A 15,281-nucleotide genomic window follows, 5' to 3' on the forward strand; every position below is an offset into this window, starting at 1 on the left:
AATCTCCTCATTTCAATTCATCAGCTAAGACTGTTATATTTTCTTCTAAATTTTCCAAGTAGGACTTATCGTTTTGTGGATCGGCCTCTAAAGGATTGAGTGTTTTAAGACTCACACCTGTTGATTTGACAAGTGTATCAGCGATCTTAGACGAAACAGTGCTCTCTGTAAAGATGGTTTTAACCTTATAAGTCTTTACAAATTCTTGAATTTCAGTCAATTGTCTTGGGCTTGGTTCTTGATCAGGAGAGACCCCTGCAATCCCAAGTTGATTCAACCCAAATCGTTTTGCCAAATATGAAAAGGCCGTGTGTTGGGTTACAAAAGTTTTTTGATTGGCTTTTTCAAAGATAGGTTGGTATTTATTGGTCAAATCGTGAGCTTTGGCACTAAAACTTTGAGCGTTTTTCTGATAAGTTTCCTTGTTAGCACTGTCTAGTTCGGATAACTTATCAGCGATGATCTGTGCTTCTTCCGCAACCTTTTCAGGATCCAGCCAGGTGTGAGGATCATATAAGGTCTTCTCATCAATCCCATCTCCAGCTTCCATATCTTCTAATCCAGGCACGCGCTCCAAGGTCATTCCCTCAGATGCTTCTAAGACCTTTACCTTAGACTTTTGCAGGCTTGGATCCAAACTTCCCGCCCATGATTCCAAGGTATGGGAATGATAAACGAAAACATCAGCATCATAAATGGCTGCTATGTCATTTGCGGATGGTTCGTAAGAATGGATACCCGAACTAGACTGAATCATCCGAACGTCATTTAGGTCGCCAGAAATTTCTTTGACCATAGCATAGACAGGATAAAAACTCGTCACAATCTTCATTCCCTTAGTTTCATTACGATTATCTTGACTGGCTTTTTGTCCACACGCTCCTAAGGCAATTGCAAAGAAGGCAATCATAAGCCATCGGATACTTCTTTTTATCATAAACACTCCTTAACTAGTATTTAACCATTTAATTAACTAGTAAACATTCTACTCTTTAAAATTTAAGATGTCAAGTGATAAACTCGATTTTACAACATTTTTTTATAAATAAAAAAGCACCGATTTTCGGTGCTTTCATACTAAACTCCTAGATGAATTTCTGGAAATTTATTTGAGATTAAATCCCAAAGTTCTTCCAGTTGCTCTTGAACTGTTTTTGTTGTTTTCAAAGTCATGTCTTGTTTCTTCTTAGCATTCTTACGAATATAGCAGAACTGGTAGACTTTATTTGTGATTAGAGAACGGTTAATTCTCGTTTCCACTAGATAAAGTTGCTCAACATCTCTTAGGTCTAAAGCTTGAGTCCCTTTAAAGTAAGTGATGAGATGATTTTTATAGAGGATTACCTTTAGACTTTCATCATAAAATTCTGCCAAACCAGCTAGATTTTCAACATTTCCTTGCAATTCAGGATAGGCTTGATAAAGCTCTTCAAAAGCTGCGATAGATTTTTTACGAAGAAGAAAGGCACTCACTAATGTGACTAGGCCAATTCCGCCAAAAATTGCAGCACTTATGAGATGCCACCAGCCATCTTTTGAGTGTTCAGTCAAACTCAGATAGACACTTGAGTTCATGTTCAATGCAACAGTTGAATCAGGTTCAAGGATAGAGTCAAGAAAGCCAGACAAGTCTACAATTCTATTATTTCGAGATTTGTTGTTAACATTTTTACTTAGAGGTTGTAACTGTGTACCTACTAGAGTAGCTGGATTATCTATAAGTGTTTTAGTTGTAGCTTGTTCCATAAGTTTTTGAATCTCTTTATCATTTTCTTTAGCTTCTACAACTGCAAATTTACCATCACCATCATTGCTATATTGCACAAGGTATAGAACACTTCCACCCTCAACTTCTCCAACTACTTCTGGATAGATATCATAGACAGTCATAGTAACTTCTTTACCAGACCGTGTGTCGTCTGAAAATGGTTCCATTGGATGTTGATGATGATTCCACATGAAGACAGTTCCTGCAGAAAAAGCAAAAAAAACTAGCGAAAGAATAAGCCCTGAAATAAAGCCTTTATTTCTTTTTTCTTTAAACATCATAATCTCCTTTAGTTTGATGATTAAATTATAGCAAAAATTCCTATAAATTTCAATAATAATCTTTAATACAAATGCTATTAAACAAAGGAAGAAAGCGCTTATCAAAAAATAATATATGATATTTCAAAAAAAGAGCTTGAGATAATCTCAAACTCTCCTATTATTTCAAATTCTATTTTCTTGCAGCTTTTTCATCTTCTTTGAGTTGTTTGACCAGTTGTTCAACACTATCAAATTTTACCATATCTCGGATACGATCTAACCAGTAGACAGTCACTGTTTCGCCATAAATATCTTCGTTAAAATCAAAGATATTCACTTCAAAACGTTCTTCTTCTCCATCAAAGGTTACATTCTTACCGACACTGGCCATTCCTCGATAGAGTTTTCTCTTGATTTCGATATCAACGGTATAGACACCATCTGCGGGCATATAAGTACGGTCCAAAAGAACAAGATTTGCAGTGGGATATCCAATTGTCCGCCCACGGGCATTCCCATGTACGACAATTCCTTTTGTTGGAAGAGGACTTCCTAGTAACTGACCTGCTTCTTTCATATCTCCTTCAAGGATAGCTTGTCGAATACGTGTAGAGCTAATTTTCCCTTTTTCATCTTCTACAGCCGGAACGACAACTACTTCTCCATCAAAGATTTCTTTTAAATCTTCTGCTGATTTTCTATCAGAACCCAAACTATAGTCAAATCCCACCACAATGGTATCTGCTTTAACTTCTTTGACAAAGGTATCTACGAACTCTTGAGCTGTCATATTTGCAATACGACTTGAAAAATCCATCAGATAGAGATTTTCGACGCCAGCTCTTTTAAGCTTACGTTCACGTTCTTCTGCATTTAAAATATGAAGAAGATTCTCTGGCGAATAAGCATTCAAGGTTAATTTTGGTGATTCATGGAAAGTGATTAAGGCAACACTCAATCTTTTTTTAGCAGCTATTTCACCAGCAATGCTAAATAATTTTTGATGCCCTAGGTGAATACCGTCAAAATATCCCAATACAAGGACGGTTGGACCTGGAGTTGCAATGTCTTTTTCAGTTTTTATAGGTATTGTTACAATCATAGTCATATTATACCAGAAAGAAGAAAGCATTCAAAATATTACGAATTTAAAAAACTATAAGTTACTTTTTACTTCTTTTCTCAAGTGCTCCAGAGTTTCGATATTATATTTATCCATGATTTTTGGTAGGTTATCAATGATATCAGGACAGGCATAAGGATTGGTAAAGTTTGCTGTCCCAACACCAATAGCTGAGGCACCTGCCAAATACATTTCTAGCGCCGCCTCAGCCGAGTCAACTCCTCCCATTCCAATAATCGGAAGATTAGTTGTTTGAGCTACTTGACGGATTAGTTTAAGAGCTACTGGAAAGACTGCAGGCCCAGACATTCCACCAGTACCATTGGCAATGATTGGTTTTCTAGTTTTGAGATCAAAACGCATACCAACAAGGGTATTGATCATAGTGAGACCACTAGCACCTGCTTCCTCTACTGCTTTTGCGATAGTCACGATATCAGTTACACTTGGTGTCAATTTAACGTAAACTGGCACATCTGATGCCCCTACGGCTGCTTTTACCACATCATAAGCTAAATCTGGGTCTTGCCCAATCAAAAGTCCGTGATTACCGTGGTCGACGTTCGGACAAGAAATATTGAGTTCTATTGCCTTTACATTGCTCGCTTTAGAAATACCATGAGAAACTGTTGCATACTCGTATTTGGAAAAGCCAGCTACGTTTGCAATGATTGGAAGATTTGGATACTCTTTTTCTAGCCAAGGTAATTTTTCAGAGAGAACGGTATCTAGTCCTGGATTTTGTAGACCAATGGCATTCAGCATACCAGCAGGTGTTTCTGCTACTCGTGGAGTAGGATTACCAAAGCGTGGTTCAAGGGTTGTAGCTTTAATCATGATAGATCCTAAAAGGTCCAAATCATAGTATTTGGCATACTCTTGACCGAAACCAAAACAGCCTGAAGCAGGAATGATAGGGTTCTTTAATTCTAAGCCTGGTAGAGAAACTTGTAATCGATTTGTTGTCATGTAGACTCTCCTTATAAAATAACTGTTCCTGTTTTAAATACAGGCCCATCTTCACACACACGTTGGCTAACTGTTTCACTATCTGGAACTTTCAAGACACAAGCATAACAAGCTCCCATACCACAGGCCATACGGGATTCTAGAGATAGATAAGCTCTTGGATGGTCGTAAAATGTTTGATTGATGTATTTCATCATGCCAGGAGCTCCGCATGAGTAAATAGCATCAAACTCAGTGTCACATTCGGAAATCACTACAGATACATTTCCTTGGGTTCCATAAGAACCGTCATCAGTCGTTACAAATACTTGACCATATTTGGCTAATTCGTCTTCCAAAATAACAGCATTTTTAGTAGCAAAACCAAGAACAGTTGTAATTTCTACACCTCTCTCATGAAGTTGTTTAGCTACTTCAAGTAAAGGAGGTACACCGATTCCTCCACCAACAAGAAGAACTTTACTATGCTTGTCTAGCTCTGATAAATCAAAACCATTTCCTTGAGGGCCCATGACATCTAAACTATCCCCTGGTTTTAAGCTTGAAAAGATTGCTGTGCCAGAACCTTCAATACGATAAATCAGATGACATTGTTTCTTAACCTTATCTATGGATGAGATTGAAATAGGACGACGCAAGAGATGGGCATCATCAGGTACACGCAAATGAAGAAATTGTCCAGCTTTCATAGCTTCAACCATTTCTCCTTCGAGAACGAGTTCAAAGATTGCTGGTGCAATTTCCTTTTGCTCAATAACTTTCATGTTTTCTAAGCGAATAGCACCCATGCGCTTTTTACAATTTGGATTCATAACTTTTCCTCCTTAAATTTTAAGGGGATCAGATAAAGAAAAACCTTGCAATTGCAAGGTTTCAGTTAAGATATTTACACAAAAGTAGCAAATAAGCACTTGATTTACTTGCTTCAATCGTAGTTTCTTTTCTCTGACACCTTGTGAGTCTCTCTGGACTTCCCTTAAAGGTTAAATTTTCACTAGTATACTGCATCAAGCCTAAAAAGTCAAGTAAAAATAGGTCAGGTATCAGTTCATAAAAAATACTTATTTTAGTGAAGAGAGAATCTTCTCCAATTTTTGATAATCTTTGACACTGTCGATTTCATAGATAGAATTTTCTTCCAATTCTTCTACGTAAACATCTAATTCTTTAATATTATCTTTAACCATGTTATCCCAATAGAGGTCAACAAACTCGCCGCTTGCATAGGCCTGGTCAATAAATCCAACAATTTTTTCAGCTGTTGGAGCATCCCAGAACGATACACCACTCAAGATGCGACCATTTTTGCTATCGACAATGATATCTTGAACTTTGTAATCATCTCCGTAAACCAAGAACCATTCATTATCACAGTCTTCACGATAAACACTGAAATAAGTTGAACGGTCGATATCATTACGGAACATATTTTTGAAAAGATAGTTATCCGCATCAATAACATAGCTGTTGGCCAACTCTTCTTTTACCAAGTAAAGAGAATAGAAGTTATTGTAATCAGCATACTTATCATTGAAGACCAAACGAACTCCGTACTTTTCTTTTAGATAGTCGAATTGTTCTTTTAAATAACCTACAACGATAATAATGTCATCAATTCCACGTTCTTTTAAAAATTCAATTTGATATTCAACCAAAGGTTTTTGATTGACTTTAACCAAGGCTTTGGGAGTATTTTCTGTCATGGGTCTCAAACGAGTTCCCAATCCCGCTGCTAAGATAATCGCTTTCACGCGTTTTCTCCTTTATTCTTTAATAATAATATAAACACCAGCCATTACGATAAGTGAAGTAATGATGGTCAGTAAATTAAGGGGTTGCCCCAAGAAAATTGCTGCAAACAAAACAGTCCATACTACATAACTCACATTCAGACCTGTTGCCTTTGCTGGCTGCAATCGATTAATAGCAATATAGTAGGCTAGATAAGAAATCATATTACATGCTGCAAAGACAATCATAAGTCCCAACAATTGTCCGTTTGCCACTTCTGCAAATGAATGATGCGAGAAGAGAACAATCACTAGATAGGACAAGAAGGATGTGACTTGTCGAATCAAGAGGGCTTCAAGTTCACTGAGATCACTTTCCATAGCAAATGAGCTTAGAACACTTTCGCTTCCCCAAGCAAGCGCACAAATCAAAGCGCAAAGAATTCCGATATAAAAGGAATTGACTTGTTCAACCTTGTAGGTTTGAGCAATAATCCCTGCAATGATTAACAAAATTCCAAATACTGTATTCTTAGAAATCTTATGCTTTAGAAAAAAGAAGGCAAGAATGACAGAAACTGCAGGATAAATAGCTGAAACGGACGATGCTAATGAACTACCGATGTATTTGACCGCATAGAGATTGGCCTGCATACCAATAGGACCAGCTAGTAACGCTCCAATAATAACACTGACATTTCGAATGTTTAGGAAGATTGAAAAGCGAACTTTTCCTTCTTTAACGAGAAGGTATCCTAGTAAGATAAATATACTTAGAAAGTCGTGTGCTGCTGCTACCACAAAAGGCGAAAGTTCTGTAAAGATTGAAAAAATATAGGCACTAATAGTTAATCCTAATCCCCAGAATACACCTGATAGTAGACCAAAAGAAACTCCATTTTTAGTTTTCATGAGAACCTCCCTTAAAATTCAATTCTTTCACTGCTCTATTGTAACGAGAGATTCCATAATCTCCAAAGTCTGCACCATTTTCTTCTTTGTAAATAGTCCAAAGACTCCAAATGATATCTTGCAAAATTTTATAAATTCGAATTTTCTCTCTTGAAACAGGTGTCTTGTCACTCTCATAATGAGCCAAAAATTCTTCCTCTTCTTCCGGTGTGAATTCAGACTCTAAAAAGAGAGCCGCAAGATCCCACATAGGGTCATTCATGGAAGAATATTCCCAATCAATCAGATAAAGATGCCCATCTGGTGCTTCAATAAAATTTTCAGGAACCAAATCAATATGACATGATTTCTTCTCAATTCCGATTTGTTCAAGCTCTTCTTTCAGAGAAAATACTGATTTTCTGACAGTTTCATAGTTTGGATAGAAAATCTCTCCTTGAATTAAGGATTCATATTTTTTGATTTCCTCAAAAGGAGCAAACTCTCCTTTTAATTCTTTACCAGAAGCATGAATCGTTTGTAGAATGGGAGCAATTTTCTCAAATTTAGTTTTAATGGTATTTAAATTAAGTGTTTCGGCATTTTCGATGTATTGATTGACTTTGATACCAGCTTCAATATCAAAAAGATAATTTTCGACATCTAATTTTAAATCTTTCAACAATTCAAGATTGAACTTTTCATTCTGGCGGTCGATTAATTTATCCGTACCTTTACCGAAAAACTTAACGATATACTGATTTGAGGATGTTTGAACCAAGTAGTTTTGATTGGTCATTCCACCCAACTGTTCAACGCTCTGAATTTCTTCATCACCTGATAATAAAGAGGCAATCTTCTCTTTAACGATTTCCTTCATAATCTTCCCCCATTAGACTTCCCACTTAAATACTGTCTTAAAGGCAGTATTGAGGTCTGTTGCAAAAACTCGATGAATATCTTTAATCTCTCTTACTGGTTCTTCTAGATAAATGATATTCTTCAAACGATTGGCAAATTTTTTAATTTCCATCATTTGGATAGCTTTTTCAAAGTCAACTCGCCCAGAACGAGAAGATCCAACTAATAACAAGCCTTTTTCCAATGAATCCCGAGTGTTGATATTAACTTTATACTCACTAACCCCCATCATCAAAATGGTACCTTGTGGTTTAATGTAGCGAATCAAGTCATTAATAGCAGGTCCACATCCATCACCACCAACGCATTCGAAACCATGGTCAAAACTGAGGTCCTCTGGGATATTATCCGTAATGTAGAGCTCTTTAGCAAATGAAAAGAGTTCTAATTTCTCCCAGTGGCGGCCAATGACAATAATTTCTGCTTCAGGTAAAGTGTAGTTGATAATATTGGCCATGACAAAGGCTAAACTTCCATCACCAATAACTGCAATTCGTTGACGTCTACTGTGAGAAACTGTCATAAAACGATTCATAGCATGCATACCCACACTGACAAACTCTGTAATGGCAGCAACTGTATCTTCGATATCTTCGTAAGATACCACACGATCCTTAGGTAGAGAAACGAATTCTCGCATGAATCCATCGTGGCCACTTGATAAGAAATATGTTCCAGTCATGTAATTTTCGTAGAATTCCTCATCACTTTGCATAGGTGGTTGATTGGGAATCATCACGACCTTCTGACCAACTTTGTAGGTACCGGTTGGATCAGAAATGACTGCACCACAAGACTCATGAATCATAGCCATTGGTAGTTTTTTCGCTAAAATTTTTGGATCGCGTTTACCTTGGTAGTACCGTTGATCCGCGTGACAAACCGCCATATAATTTGGTCGAATAAGGATGTGATTCTCCTGATCAATGTCCTCTTCTTGGTATTTTACATTGATAAACTTTGGTTTTGTCAGTTGATAAATTTGATTAATCATAGCCTTAGTCTTTCTCAATCATGCTTTTCGCGATTTTCAAGTCTGTCACAGTTGTGATTTTAAGGTTTGAATATTCCCCTTTAGCTAGAGCAACATCTTTACCTTTGATAACAAAAATCTTACATGCATCCGTCAGGATTTCCTTTTCTTGATCAGATAGGGAACCATACAAATCCATGAAATCCTTGCAACGGAAAGTCTGAGGCGTTTGACCTTGATATAGGTGAGCACGATTTGGAATGTCTGTGATAAACTGACCATTGGTACTTTCAACAATGGTATCAACCGCTTCTACTACTGTGTCAACTGCATCATGATCTTGAGCAAGCTTGATATTGTCCTGAATCATTCGAAGTGTGATAAAGGGACGGACAGAGTCGTGGGTAATCACGATATCTTCTGGAGTGATTGGATGGTAGGCATTAATGGCTTCTATAATCTTTTCAATACTGGTATTGCGATCAGCACCACCCTTGGTAATGATAATGCGATCCTTGTGGAGAGAAAGATACTTTTCAACCAAGTCCTCAGCATGAGAAACCCAATCTCCATGAACTCCAACCACAATTTTTTCAATACTTGGTTCCAAAACAAATTTTTCGATTGTGTGGATTAAAATAGGTCGATCTCCCAACTCAAGAAATTGTTTGGGTAGGTTACTAATACCCATGCGTGTGCCAGTTCCCCCGGCTAGGATTCCAGCGTAAATCATATCGATTCTCCTTTGGTTTGTTCTAAAAACTCATTTCCTACTATTATATCATAATCTAGCGCTATCTTGAAATAAATACTAGTTCTTTCTAGATAGTAACTGATGATGCGAGCACTATATACTTACAGCGTTTAAGAAATGACCCCTTGCATTCTTAACTCTCGGTTAATATAGAGTTCTTCAGAATAATATAGAAAGCTTAAAGAAATCTTAAACTAGTGACATATCTATCCTGTGATTTTAATTAGACTTTTCTAGTTAAAATTGTTAAAATAAGATGGAAAATAAAAGAAAAGGAAGCTAACTACCACCATGATGAATATGCAAAACATGATGCGTCAAGCTCAAAAACTTCAAAAGCAAATGGAGCAAAGTCAAGCTGAACTTGCTGCTTCAGAATTTGTTGGAACTTCTGCTCAAAACCTTGTAACTGCTACCTTAACAGGTGATAAAAAAGTCGTTAAAATTGATTTTGATCCAGCAGTTGTAGATGCCGAGGATATTGAAACTCTATCAGATATGACCGTGCAAGCACTCAATGCTGCTCTTGAACAAATTGATGAAACTACTAAGAAGAAACTTGGGGCATTTGCAGGTAAGTTGCCATTTTAATCATAGAAAAAGAGGCTGTGTAACAGCCTCTTTTTATTTATGTTAAAAAGCAAAGAATTCAGTTGCTTTATTCAGCAGTAAGTCGCTGTATTCAGGGTCTTCCTGAGCAGTTTTTAATTCTTCTTTTATTTTTTCCAAGTCGTCCGTAATCATTCCGTCAACACCTAGGTGAAAGGACTTATTAAACGATTCAGAACTATTGATTGTCCATACATAGAGTTTTTGCTCAGTATTCCATAATTTCGTTACAAAATATTCGTCCAAAGTAGAGTACTCCATTGTATAACCAGTTGCCAACGTTCTAGGAAAAACAGAATTATAGGGAAGAATGAAGTATACAGGAATATCCGTGTCATACTCTCTCACTTTTTCAATAACCTTATAATCTAAAGATTGCATTTGATGTCCATAAACCTTAATTTTGGCACCGTATTTTTCTAGAAAATGTTCCATCATCTGCGGGCTATCTTTGTGACTGGTCTTAATTTCAATGAGTAGTTTCTGATGCAGTTCATTTGCACGATTCAGATAATCATCAAAACTTGAAATCTTTGTCTCATAACCATTCTCATGAATGTCAATCTGCTTTAACTCTTCTAAGGTCAAATCTTGCGGTGTTTTATTGATACCTGCTAATCCTTTTAGTTTAGCATCATGCATCATGACAAATTGTCCATCTTTGGTTTCCTGAACATCCATCTCAACTAAATCTGGTTTTAATTGAGCTGTTTTTTCTAAGGATTCTACTGTATTTTGGACACCATTTCCATTTGATACACCACGATGTGAAATTACAAGAGGTGGATTGACTACTGGAGCTTCAAGATAATTATATCCTTCAATCGCAAAGAAGATACTCGCACAAACCATGACTCCCCATCTCATGGTATGGTCCTTCTCCCGCCTTGGCATAATGTCAAGTTCTTCTCCCGTTAAGAAAGATGTGAATTTGACAAGGAAATAAGTCAGTGCCATATAGTGCAAATTCTTGATCAGAACAAAATTCAAAATAGCAAGGACCAGAGACTCTCTCTGAGTAAGGCTATCTACTATATACTGGGTTGATAGTAAAGGGACGAGAGAAAGATAGAAGAATAGATTGGTTTTTACAACAATTAAAAATAAATGCCAGGCATAAAACCAAAAGAAATTCTTCGTTTTATCCAGACTATAAACAACTGCTTCCTTCACAGTCATCTTATCATAAAAAATTTTTGGTAAAGTGAATACCAATCGAACAGAAACATAAAAGAATAAGACTGATAAGCTGATAATAACTACCCACCATAACCAATAGTTATCTTCCATATAGGTTTGGATAAACTCTGGAATCACAATCTTATTGAAATAATAAATCTTAAATATCTTTCTGATAAAAGGAAACAGCATGGCTACGAAAAGAAAGATAAACATAGCTTTTGAAAGAGTCATCTTCTTCATAAAAGCAAGGCTTTCACGAAAGACTTTTCGGCTAAATTCTAAGAGAGTTCTTTTTTCGTGATAAAGGAGATGACGTGCTCCTATAAAGAGAAGGCTGAGTTGAAAATAGGCTACCAGCAGATTGATGGCTATTAAGATTACAAAACCAAGACTGACTATAGGTGCATTTTTTATAATAGCAAAAATATTGTTGTAGGATATAAACAAATATCCTGTTTGACTCAATAAAAATCCAGCTATCACTGAGTTTAGTGGCAACCAGATATAGTCAACCAACATAAAAATTAAAAAGAATAGAAAGAGGATTTTATCTAGATTTAGGTAAATCTTTTTAAAACCCAATTTTTTTGGTTTTTCAGGTTTCATAAGAACTCCTAATCAAACAACTGAGATAGATCTAACCCACCAAATGGATTCGAGTTGAGGCTGCTCTGAGAATTGAGTAAAAGTCTACTCTCATCTGACTCTAAAAAAGCTTCATACACTCGAGCAGTCATACGAGCATCCTCTAAACTATTATGAGATTGCCCTTTAAAACCTAGAAAATTAGCCACAGTTTGTAATTTTAGATTAGCGATTCCATGGAGATCAGTACTGCGTCTCTCTAGTGCTTCGTTATAGACGTCAACTCGATATTGATGACTATAGTCAAATCCATGCTCTAGTAGAATCGGTAAATCACTTTTTGCTGCATTATAGCCGATAAGGGGTAAGTTACCAACGAAGGCTTGAAATTTTTGCAGAACTTCTTCTACTTTTGGTGCGCCTTTAAGGGTCTCGGAAGTAATCCCCGTCAAGCCATTGATAAAACTCTTCAAAGGAACATCCGTATATACATAAGAGTCAAATGCTTCTACTTCTTCACCTTCTTTAAAATGTACCGCTGATACTTGTATCAAATGAGTCTGTTTCTGGTGTTTATTGAATTCTAAATCAAATGAGATATACTCTCTTAATGTTTCCATCTTATCATTCCTTATTGATTTGTAAAAAGAAACCACCTGGTCTAATCCTAGAAACCAAGCAGTTTTTTCTTATTTCCCAAATAAGCGAGCAAAGAAGCCTTTCTTCGATGCCTGAACTTCTTGCTTAGCTTGATCCAACTCCAACTGGAGTGTTTCTTGATCCTTCATAGCTTGAAGAGTTAACTGTTGTTGTTGATCCAATTGCTTATCTTTTTCAGCGATTTGGCGGTCTTTTACACGCATCTGTTCATCTTTTTCAGCAAGTTGCTTATCTTTAGCTTTCAATTGCTCGTAAAGACGGATAATCTCAGCGTTCTTTTCATCAACAAGAATCTCCATGAGCTCTCGTTGCTTCACTTCATCACTAACCGGTTCATCTTCAAAGATGGTCTTTTTGTAGATTTCTTCAAGTTTAATCAATCCACTACGAGTAACAACAGTAACACCCTTGTCGTTTTTTGTAATATCTTCTTCAGGTAATTCCTTGACACGATTATTGATTGCTTGTCGGGAAAGGCCCAAGACCTCAGCAATCTCACTGACAGTCATTTCAATACTCATAATATCCTCTATTTTTCTCTAGCTTTTCTTAAGTTAAATCTTATCATAAGTAAGCTAAACTGTCAAATAACACTGTATTTCCAATGGTTTTTTAAGTTATAAAATTTTAAGAGAAAACCTTCCTTGGTTTATAGAGATTCTCACGCTTCTCTAATATAGCAAGTAGTTTCTCACCTTCAAAGGCTGCGACTTCTTTCTCGCTATGTTCTAACTCAATAAAGCGACCAAAACGGACTTCTCCTGCCTGCTCCGGAGTAAGATAAACCTTAACTAAATCCCCTGTCCCAATCTCAATCGGATGTAGAAAATCGAGTTGTCCAGCCTCTACTTTTTCGGAAATTTCTTCTAAAGTCAGAGCGTCCTCCAGTTGCAAACCTGCAGCACTGGTGCGTGTTAACTGAGACATATGAGCTGCATAACCAAGTTTTTCTCCAAGGTCAACAGACAACGTACGGATATAAGTTCCCTTACTGCATTTCACACGAAAGGTAAATTTCGCAAGTCTATCCTCATAAGAGATCGGACTCGTTCTTTCAAAACTATAAATCATTACCTGACGCTCTGGACGCTTGACCTCCTGACCAGCACGCGCATACTCATAGAGCTTGCGACCATTGACCTTGACAGCAGAATACATAGGAGGAACCTGTGTGATAGGTCCAGTCAGAGAGGCGATTGCTTCATCAACAACTTTTTCATCCAAGGGTGACAAAACAGGTGACTCTACAACGACTTCCCCACTAGCATCCTCGGTCGTTGTAGAATAGCCGAGAGTGATTTCCCCCTCATAGACTTTACCCTCATCCTGCATAAACTCGACCATGCGTGTCGCCTTGCCAACTGCAATCGGCAAAACACCCACCACATCCGGATCCAAGGTCCCACCATGACCGATTTTCTTAGTCCCTAAAATCTTACGCAATTTAAAAACCGCATCATGCGAGGTCATCCCTGCTTCTTTTTTTAAGTTGATAATACCGTTCATGTGTTGCTTTCTATTCTCCCTTCAAAGCATCAAACTTAGCTTTCATGGTTGGATTTTTTCGTGTCAGTTTTTTGACTGAAACATCATCCAACTTATTGTTTGCGAGGCGGAGTTGGTTTTCAGATGTAGTGAGGAATTTCTTGACCTCTTCCATTCGTTTGATAGCTTTGTCGATTTCATCGATAGCCTTGCCGAAGTTGACAGAGGCTGAGTTATAATTCTTTGCAAAGGCAACCTTGAAAGCGTCCAAATCTTCCTCAAAATGAGTGATATCAATATTTTGCTCACGGATTAGTGCTAGTTCCTGCTTGTATTTAAGAGAGTTAAGAGCCGCATTACGTAAAAGACCAATCAACTGGATAAAGAACTGGGGACGGACCACATACATCTTCTCATACTCGTGGCTAACATCGACAATCCCTGTGTTGAAATAGTCGTTATCAGCTTCAAGCATAGATACCAAAACAGCATATTCACAGTTCTTTTCTCGACGGTCCTTGTCCAACTCTTTGTAGAAGTCTGCATTCTTATGCTTTTTCTCTGTCCCATCAGCTTCATTTTTCATCTCAAACATGATGGAAATGAATTCTAGCCCATTTTCATCAAAGTCACGGAAGATAAAATCACCTTTAGACCCACGAGCTGAGACTTTGTTATCCTTTTCGAAATAGGCATTAGGGAAGGCAAAGCTACGAACCTTATTAAACTCACTCTCAGCATACTGCTCTAAACTTTCTCCTATGGCCTTGGTTGATTGTTGAGCCTTGAAATTCTTGTAGAACTCAACTTGCTCATTAGCCGCCTTAAGTTGGGCTTCATAGTTTTGCTTAACTGAAGTCAGAGAAAGCTCGTTTTCTTTTTCTTGTAAAAGTAGCTGATTTTTGACCTGGTCTCTTTCTTTCTCTAGATCAGACAGTGTCCTTTGCAGTTGATTCTCATGCTCCAAGCGTAAGGTAGCCAATTGATTCTCCAGTGCTTGAACTTCTTTTTCCTTCTCTAGCAGACTTTGACTAGCACTTTGCTCTACTTCCTTTTTGGCTAATTCTTTTTCGGTATCAAAGTTGTTAATTTGACTTTGAAGCTGGGCTATTTCTTGGTCTTTTTGAGCAAGTTTAGTCTGTTGTTCATTTAAGGCTTTTTGCTCTACTAATGTTAATTCTTGCTTCATGCGATCATGCAATTCCTTGTCAAACTCTGCTGTTCGTACCTGCGACAAGAGTTCTGCATACTGGCTTTCATTGACTGTAAAAACTTCCCCACAATTTGGACATTTAATTTCGTTCATGATTTTCCTCTGTATTTAACATTACTACATTCATTATAGCATGGATAAACAAAAAGAAAAAG

Annotated in this window: 16 protein-coding genes; 1 reads left to right on the plus strand and 15 read right to left on the minus strand. The window is 37.2% G+C overall.

From position 1 onward, the window contains the following. Positions 1-7: 7 nt before the first annotated feature. The 10 genes from ACVC7R_RS01715 to ACVC7R_RS01760 form a co-directional block, all read right to left on the minus strand. A complete protein-coding gene (locus ACVC7R_RS01715) occupies positions 8-937 on the minus strand; it encodes a metal ABC transporter solute-binding protein, Zn/Mn family (protein WP_447263259.1) in 930 nt (309 codons plus the stop codon). Positions 938-1,077: 140 nt separating this feature from the next. Beyond that, positions 1,078-2,046 (minus strand): hypothetical protein, encoded by a 969-nt coding sequence (locus ACVC7R_RS01720; RefSeq protein ID WP_447263260.1) that lies wholly within the window; start codon positions 2,044-2,046, stop codon positions 1,078-1,080. 175 nt (positions 2,047-2,221) lie between these two features. Beyond that, the gene (locus ACVC7R_RS01725) at positions 2,222-3,133 is read right to left on the minus strand and encodes a bifunctional riboflavin kinase/FAD synthetase (RefSeq protein ID WP_447263261.1); all 912 of its coding nucleotides are present in this window, start codon (positions 3,131-3,133) and stop codon (positions 2,222-2,224) included. A gap of 54 nt (positions 3,134-3,187) precedes the next feature. Beyond that, a complete protein-coding gene (locus ACVC7R_RS01730; RefSeq protein ID WP_447263262.1) occupies positions 3,188-4,123 on the minus strand; it encodes a dihydroorotate dehydrogenase in 936 nt (311 codons plus the stop codon). A gap of 11 nt (positions 4,124-4,134) precedes the next feature. Next, complete coding sequence (locus ACVC7R_RS01735; protein ID WP_447263263.1) at positions 4,135-4,935, minus strand: dihydroorotate dehydrogenase electron transfer subunit; 801 nt, start codon at positions 4,933-4,935, stop codon at positions 4,135-4,137. Positions 4,936-5,184: 249 nt separating this feature from the next. Then, on the minus strand, positions 5,185-5,874 hold the full coding sequence (locus ACVC7R_RS01740; protein WP_447263264.1) for a sugar phosphate nucleotidyltransferase: 690 nt from the start codon (positions 5,872-5,874) through the stop codon (positions 5,185-5,187). A gap of 12 nt (positions 5,875-5,886) precedes the next feature. Continuing rightward, positions 5,887-6,765: a DMT family transporter gene (locus ACVC7R_RS01745; RefSeq protein WP_447263265.1), complete on the minus strand. Its 879-nt coding sequence runs from the start codon at positions 6,763-6,765 to the stop codon at positions 5,887-5,889. Next, the gene (locus ACVC7R_RS01750; protein WP_447263266.1) at positions 6,755-7,624 is read right to left on the minus strand and encodes a phosphotransferase; all 870 of its coding nucleotides are present in this window, start codon (positions 7,622-7,624) and stop codon (positions 6,755-6,757) included. The genes ACVC7R_RS01745 and ACVC7R_RS01750 overlap by 11 nt, the downstream gene beginning before the upstream one ends. Positions 7,625-7,636: 12 nt before the next feature. Next, the gene (locus ACVC7R_RS01755; protein ID WP_447263267.1) at positions 7,637-8,659 is read right to left on the minus strand and encodes a ribitol-5-phosphate dehydrogenase; all 1,023 of its coding nucleotides are present in this window, start codon (positions 8,657-8,659) and stop codon (positions 7,637-7,639) included. Between the two features lie 4 nt (positions 8,660-8,663). After that, positions 8,664-9,371: an IspD/TarI family cytidylyltransferase gene (locus ACVC7R_RS01760; RefSeq protein ID WP_447263268.1), complete on the minus strand. Its 708-nt coding sequence runs from the start codon at positions 9,369-9,371 to the stop codon at positions 8,664-8,666. A gap of 312 nt (positions 9,372-9,683) precedes the next feature. Between ACVC7R_RS01760 and ACVC7R_RS01765 the strand changes: the two genes are divergently transcribed. Next, on the plus strand, positions 9,684-9,983 hold the full coding sequence (locus tag ACVC7R_RS01765) for a YbaB/EbfC family nucleoid-associated protein (RefSeq protein WP_447263269.1): 300 nt from the start codon (positions 9,684-9,686) through the stop codon (positions 9,981-9,983). Between the two features lie 42 nt (positions 9,984-10,025). Here ACVC7R_RS01765 and ACVC7R_RS01770 read toward each other — a convergent pair whose 3' ends face one another. The 5 genes from ACVC7R_RS01770 to ACVC7R_RS01790 all read right to left on the minus strand — a co-directional run bounded on the left by ACVC7R_RS01770 (position 10,026) and on the right by ACVC7R_RS01790 (position 15,219). Beyond that, on the minus strand, positions 10,026-11,789 hold the full coding sequence (locus ACVC7R_RS01770) for a glycerophosphoryl diester phosphodiesterase membrane domain-containing protein (RefSeq protein ID WP_447263270.1): 1,764 nt from the start codon (positions 11,787-11,789) through the stop codon (positions 10,026-10,028). An 8-nt stretch (positions 11,790-11,797) separates the two neighbouring features. Continuing rightward, a complete protein-coding gene (locus ACVC7R_RS01775; RefSeq protein WP_447263271.1) occupies positions 11,798-12,388 on the minus strand; it encodes a 3'-5' exonuclease in 591 nt (196 codons plus the stop codon). A gap of 69 nt (positions 12,389-12,457) precedes the next feature. Beyond that, positions 12,458-12,949 (minus strand): DUF536 domain-containing protein, encoded by a 492-nt coding sequence (locus ACVC7R_RS01780; RefSeq protein ID WP_004252719.1) that lies wholly within the window; start codon positions 12,947-12,949, stop codon positions 12,458-12,460. Between the two features lie 106 nt (positions 12,950-13,055). Continuing rightward, the gene (truB, locus tag ACVC7R_RS01785) at positions 13,056-13,934 is read right to left on the minus strand and encodes a tRNA pseudouridine(55) synthase TruB (protein ID WP_447263272.1); all 879 of its coding nucleotides are present in this window, start codon (positions 13,932-13,934) and stop codon (positions 13,056-13,058) included. A gap of 10 nt (positions 13,935-13,944) precedes the next feature. After that, complete coding sequence (locus ACVC7R_RS01790; RefSeq protein WP_447263273.1) at positions 13,945-15,219, minus strand: DUF2130 domain-containing protein; 1,275 nt, start codon at positions 15,217-15,219, stop codon at positions 13,945-13,947. Positions 15,220-15,281: the final 62 nt, after the last annotated feature.

It is taken from the genome of Streptococcus sp. Z554 (assembly GCF_053010305.1).

Excerpts from the sequence above, each read along its gene's own strand:
- ACVC7R_RS01750 (WP_447263266.1), bottom strand. The coding sequence starts at position 7,624 with ATGAAGGAAATCGTTAAAGAGAAGATTGCCTCTTTATTATCAGGTGAT.
- ACVC7R_RS01780 (WP_004252719.1), bottom strand. The coding sequence starts at position 12,949 with ATGAGTATTGAAATGACTGTCAGTGAGATTGCTGAGGTCTTGGGCCTT.
- ACVC7R_RS01730 (WP_447263262.1), bottom strand. The coding sequence starts at position 4,123 with ATGACAACAAATCGATTACAAGTTTCTCTACCAGGCTTAGAATTAAAG.
- ACVC7R_RS01775 (WP_447263271.1), bottom strand. The coding sequence starts at position 12,388 with ATGGAAACATTAAGAGAGTATATCTCATTTGATTTAGAATTCAATAAA.
- ACVC7R_RS01770 (WP_447263270.1), bottom strand. The coding sequence starts at position 11,789 with ATGAAACCTGAAAAACCAAAAAAATTGGGTTTTAAAAAGATTTACCTA.
- ACVC7R_RS01745 (WP_447263265.1), bottom strand. The coding sequence starts at position 6,765 with ATGAAAACTAAAAATGGAGTTTCTTTTGGTCTACTATCAGGTGTATTC.
- ACVC7R_RS01760 (WP_447263268.1), bottom strand. The coding sequence starts at position 9,371 with ATGATTTACGCTGGAATCCTAGCCGGGGGAACTGGCACACGCATGGGT.
- ACVC7R_RS01755 (WP_447263267.1), bottom strand. The coding sequence starts at position 8,659 with ATGATTAATCAAATTTATCAACTGACAAAACCAAAGTTTATCAATGTA.
- ACVC7R_RS01790 (WP_447263273.1), bottom strand. The coding sequence starts at position 15,219 with ATGAACGAAATTAAATGTCCAAATTGTGGGGAAGTTTTTACAGTCAAT.
- ACVC7R_RS01765 (WP_447263269.1), top strand. The coding sequence starts at position 9,684 with ATGATGAATATGCAAAACATGATGCGTCAAGCTCAAAAACTTCAAAAG.
- truB (WP_447263272.1), bottom strand. The coding sequence starts at position 13,934 with ATGAACGGTATTATCAACTTAAAAAAAGAAGCAGGGATGACCTCGCAT.
- ACVC7R_RS01720 (WP_447263260.1), bottom strand. The coding sequence starts at position 2,046 with ATGTTTAAAGAAAAAAGAAATAAAGGCTTTATTTCAGGGCTTATTCTT.
- ACVC7R_RS01715 (WP_447263259.1), bottom strand. The coding sequence starts at position 937 with ATGATAAAAAGAAGTATCCGATGGCTTATGATTGCCTTCTTTGCAATT.
- ACVC7R_RS01725 (WP_447263261.1), bottom strand. The coding sequence starts at position 3,133 with ATGATTGTAACAATACCTATAAAAACTGAAAAAGACATTGCAACTCCA.
- ACVC7R_RS01735 (WP_447263263.1), bottom strand. The coding sequence starts at position 4,935 with ATGAATCCAAATTGTAAAAAGCGCATGGGTGCTATTCGCTTAGAAAAC.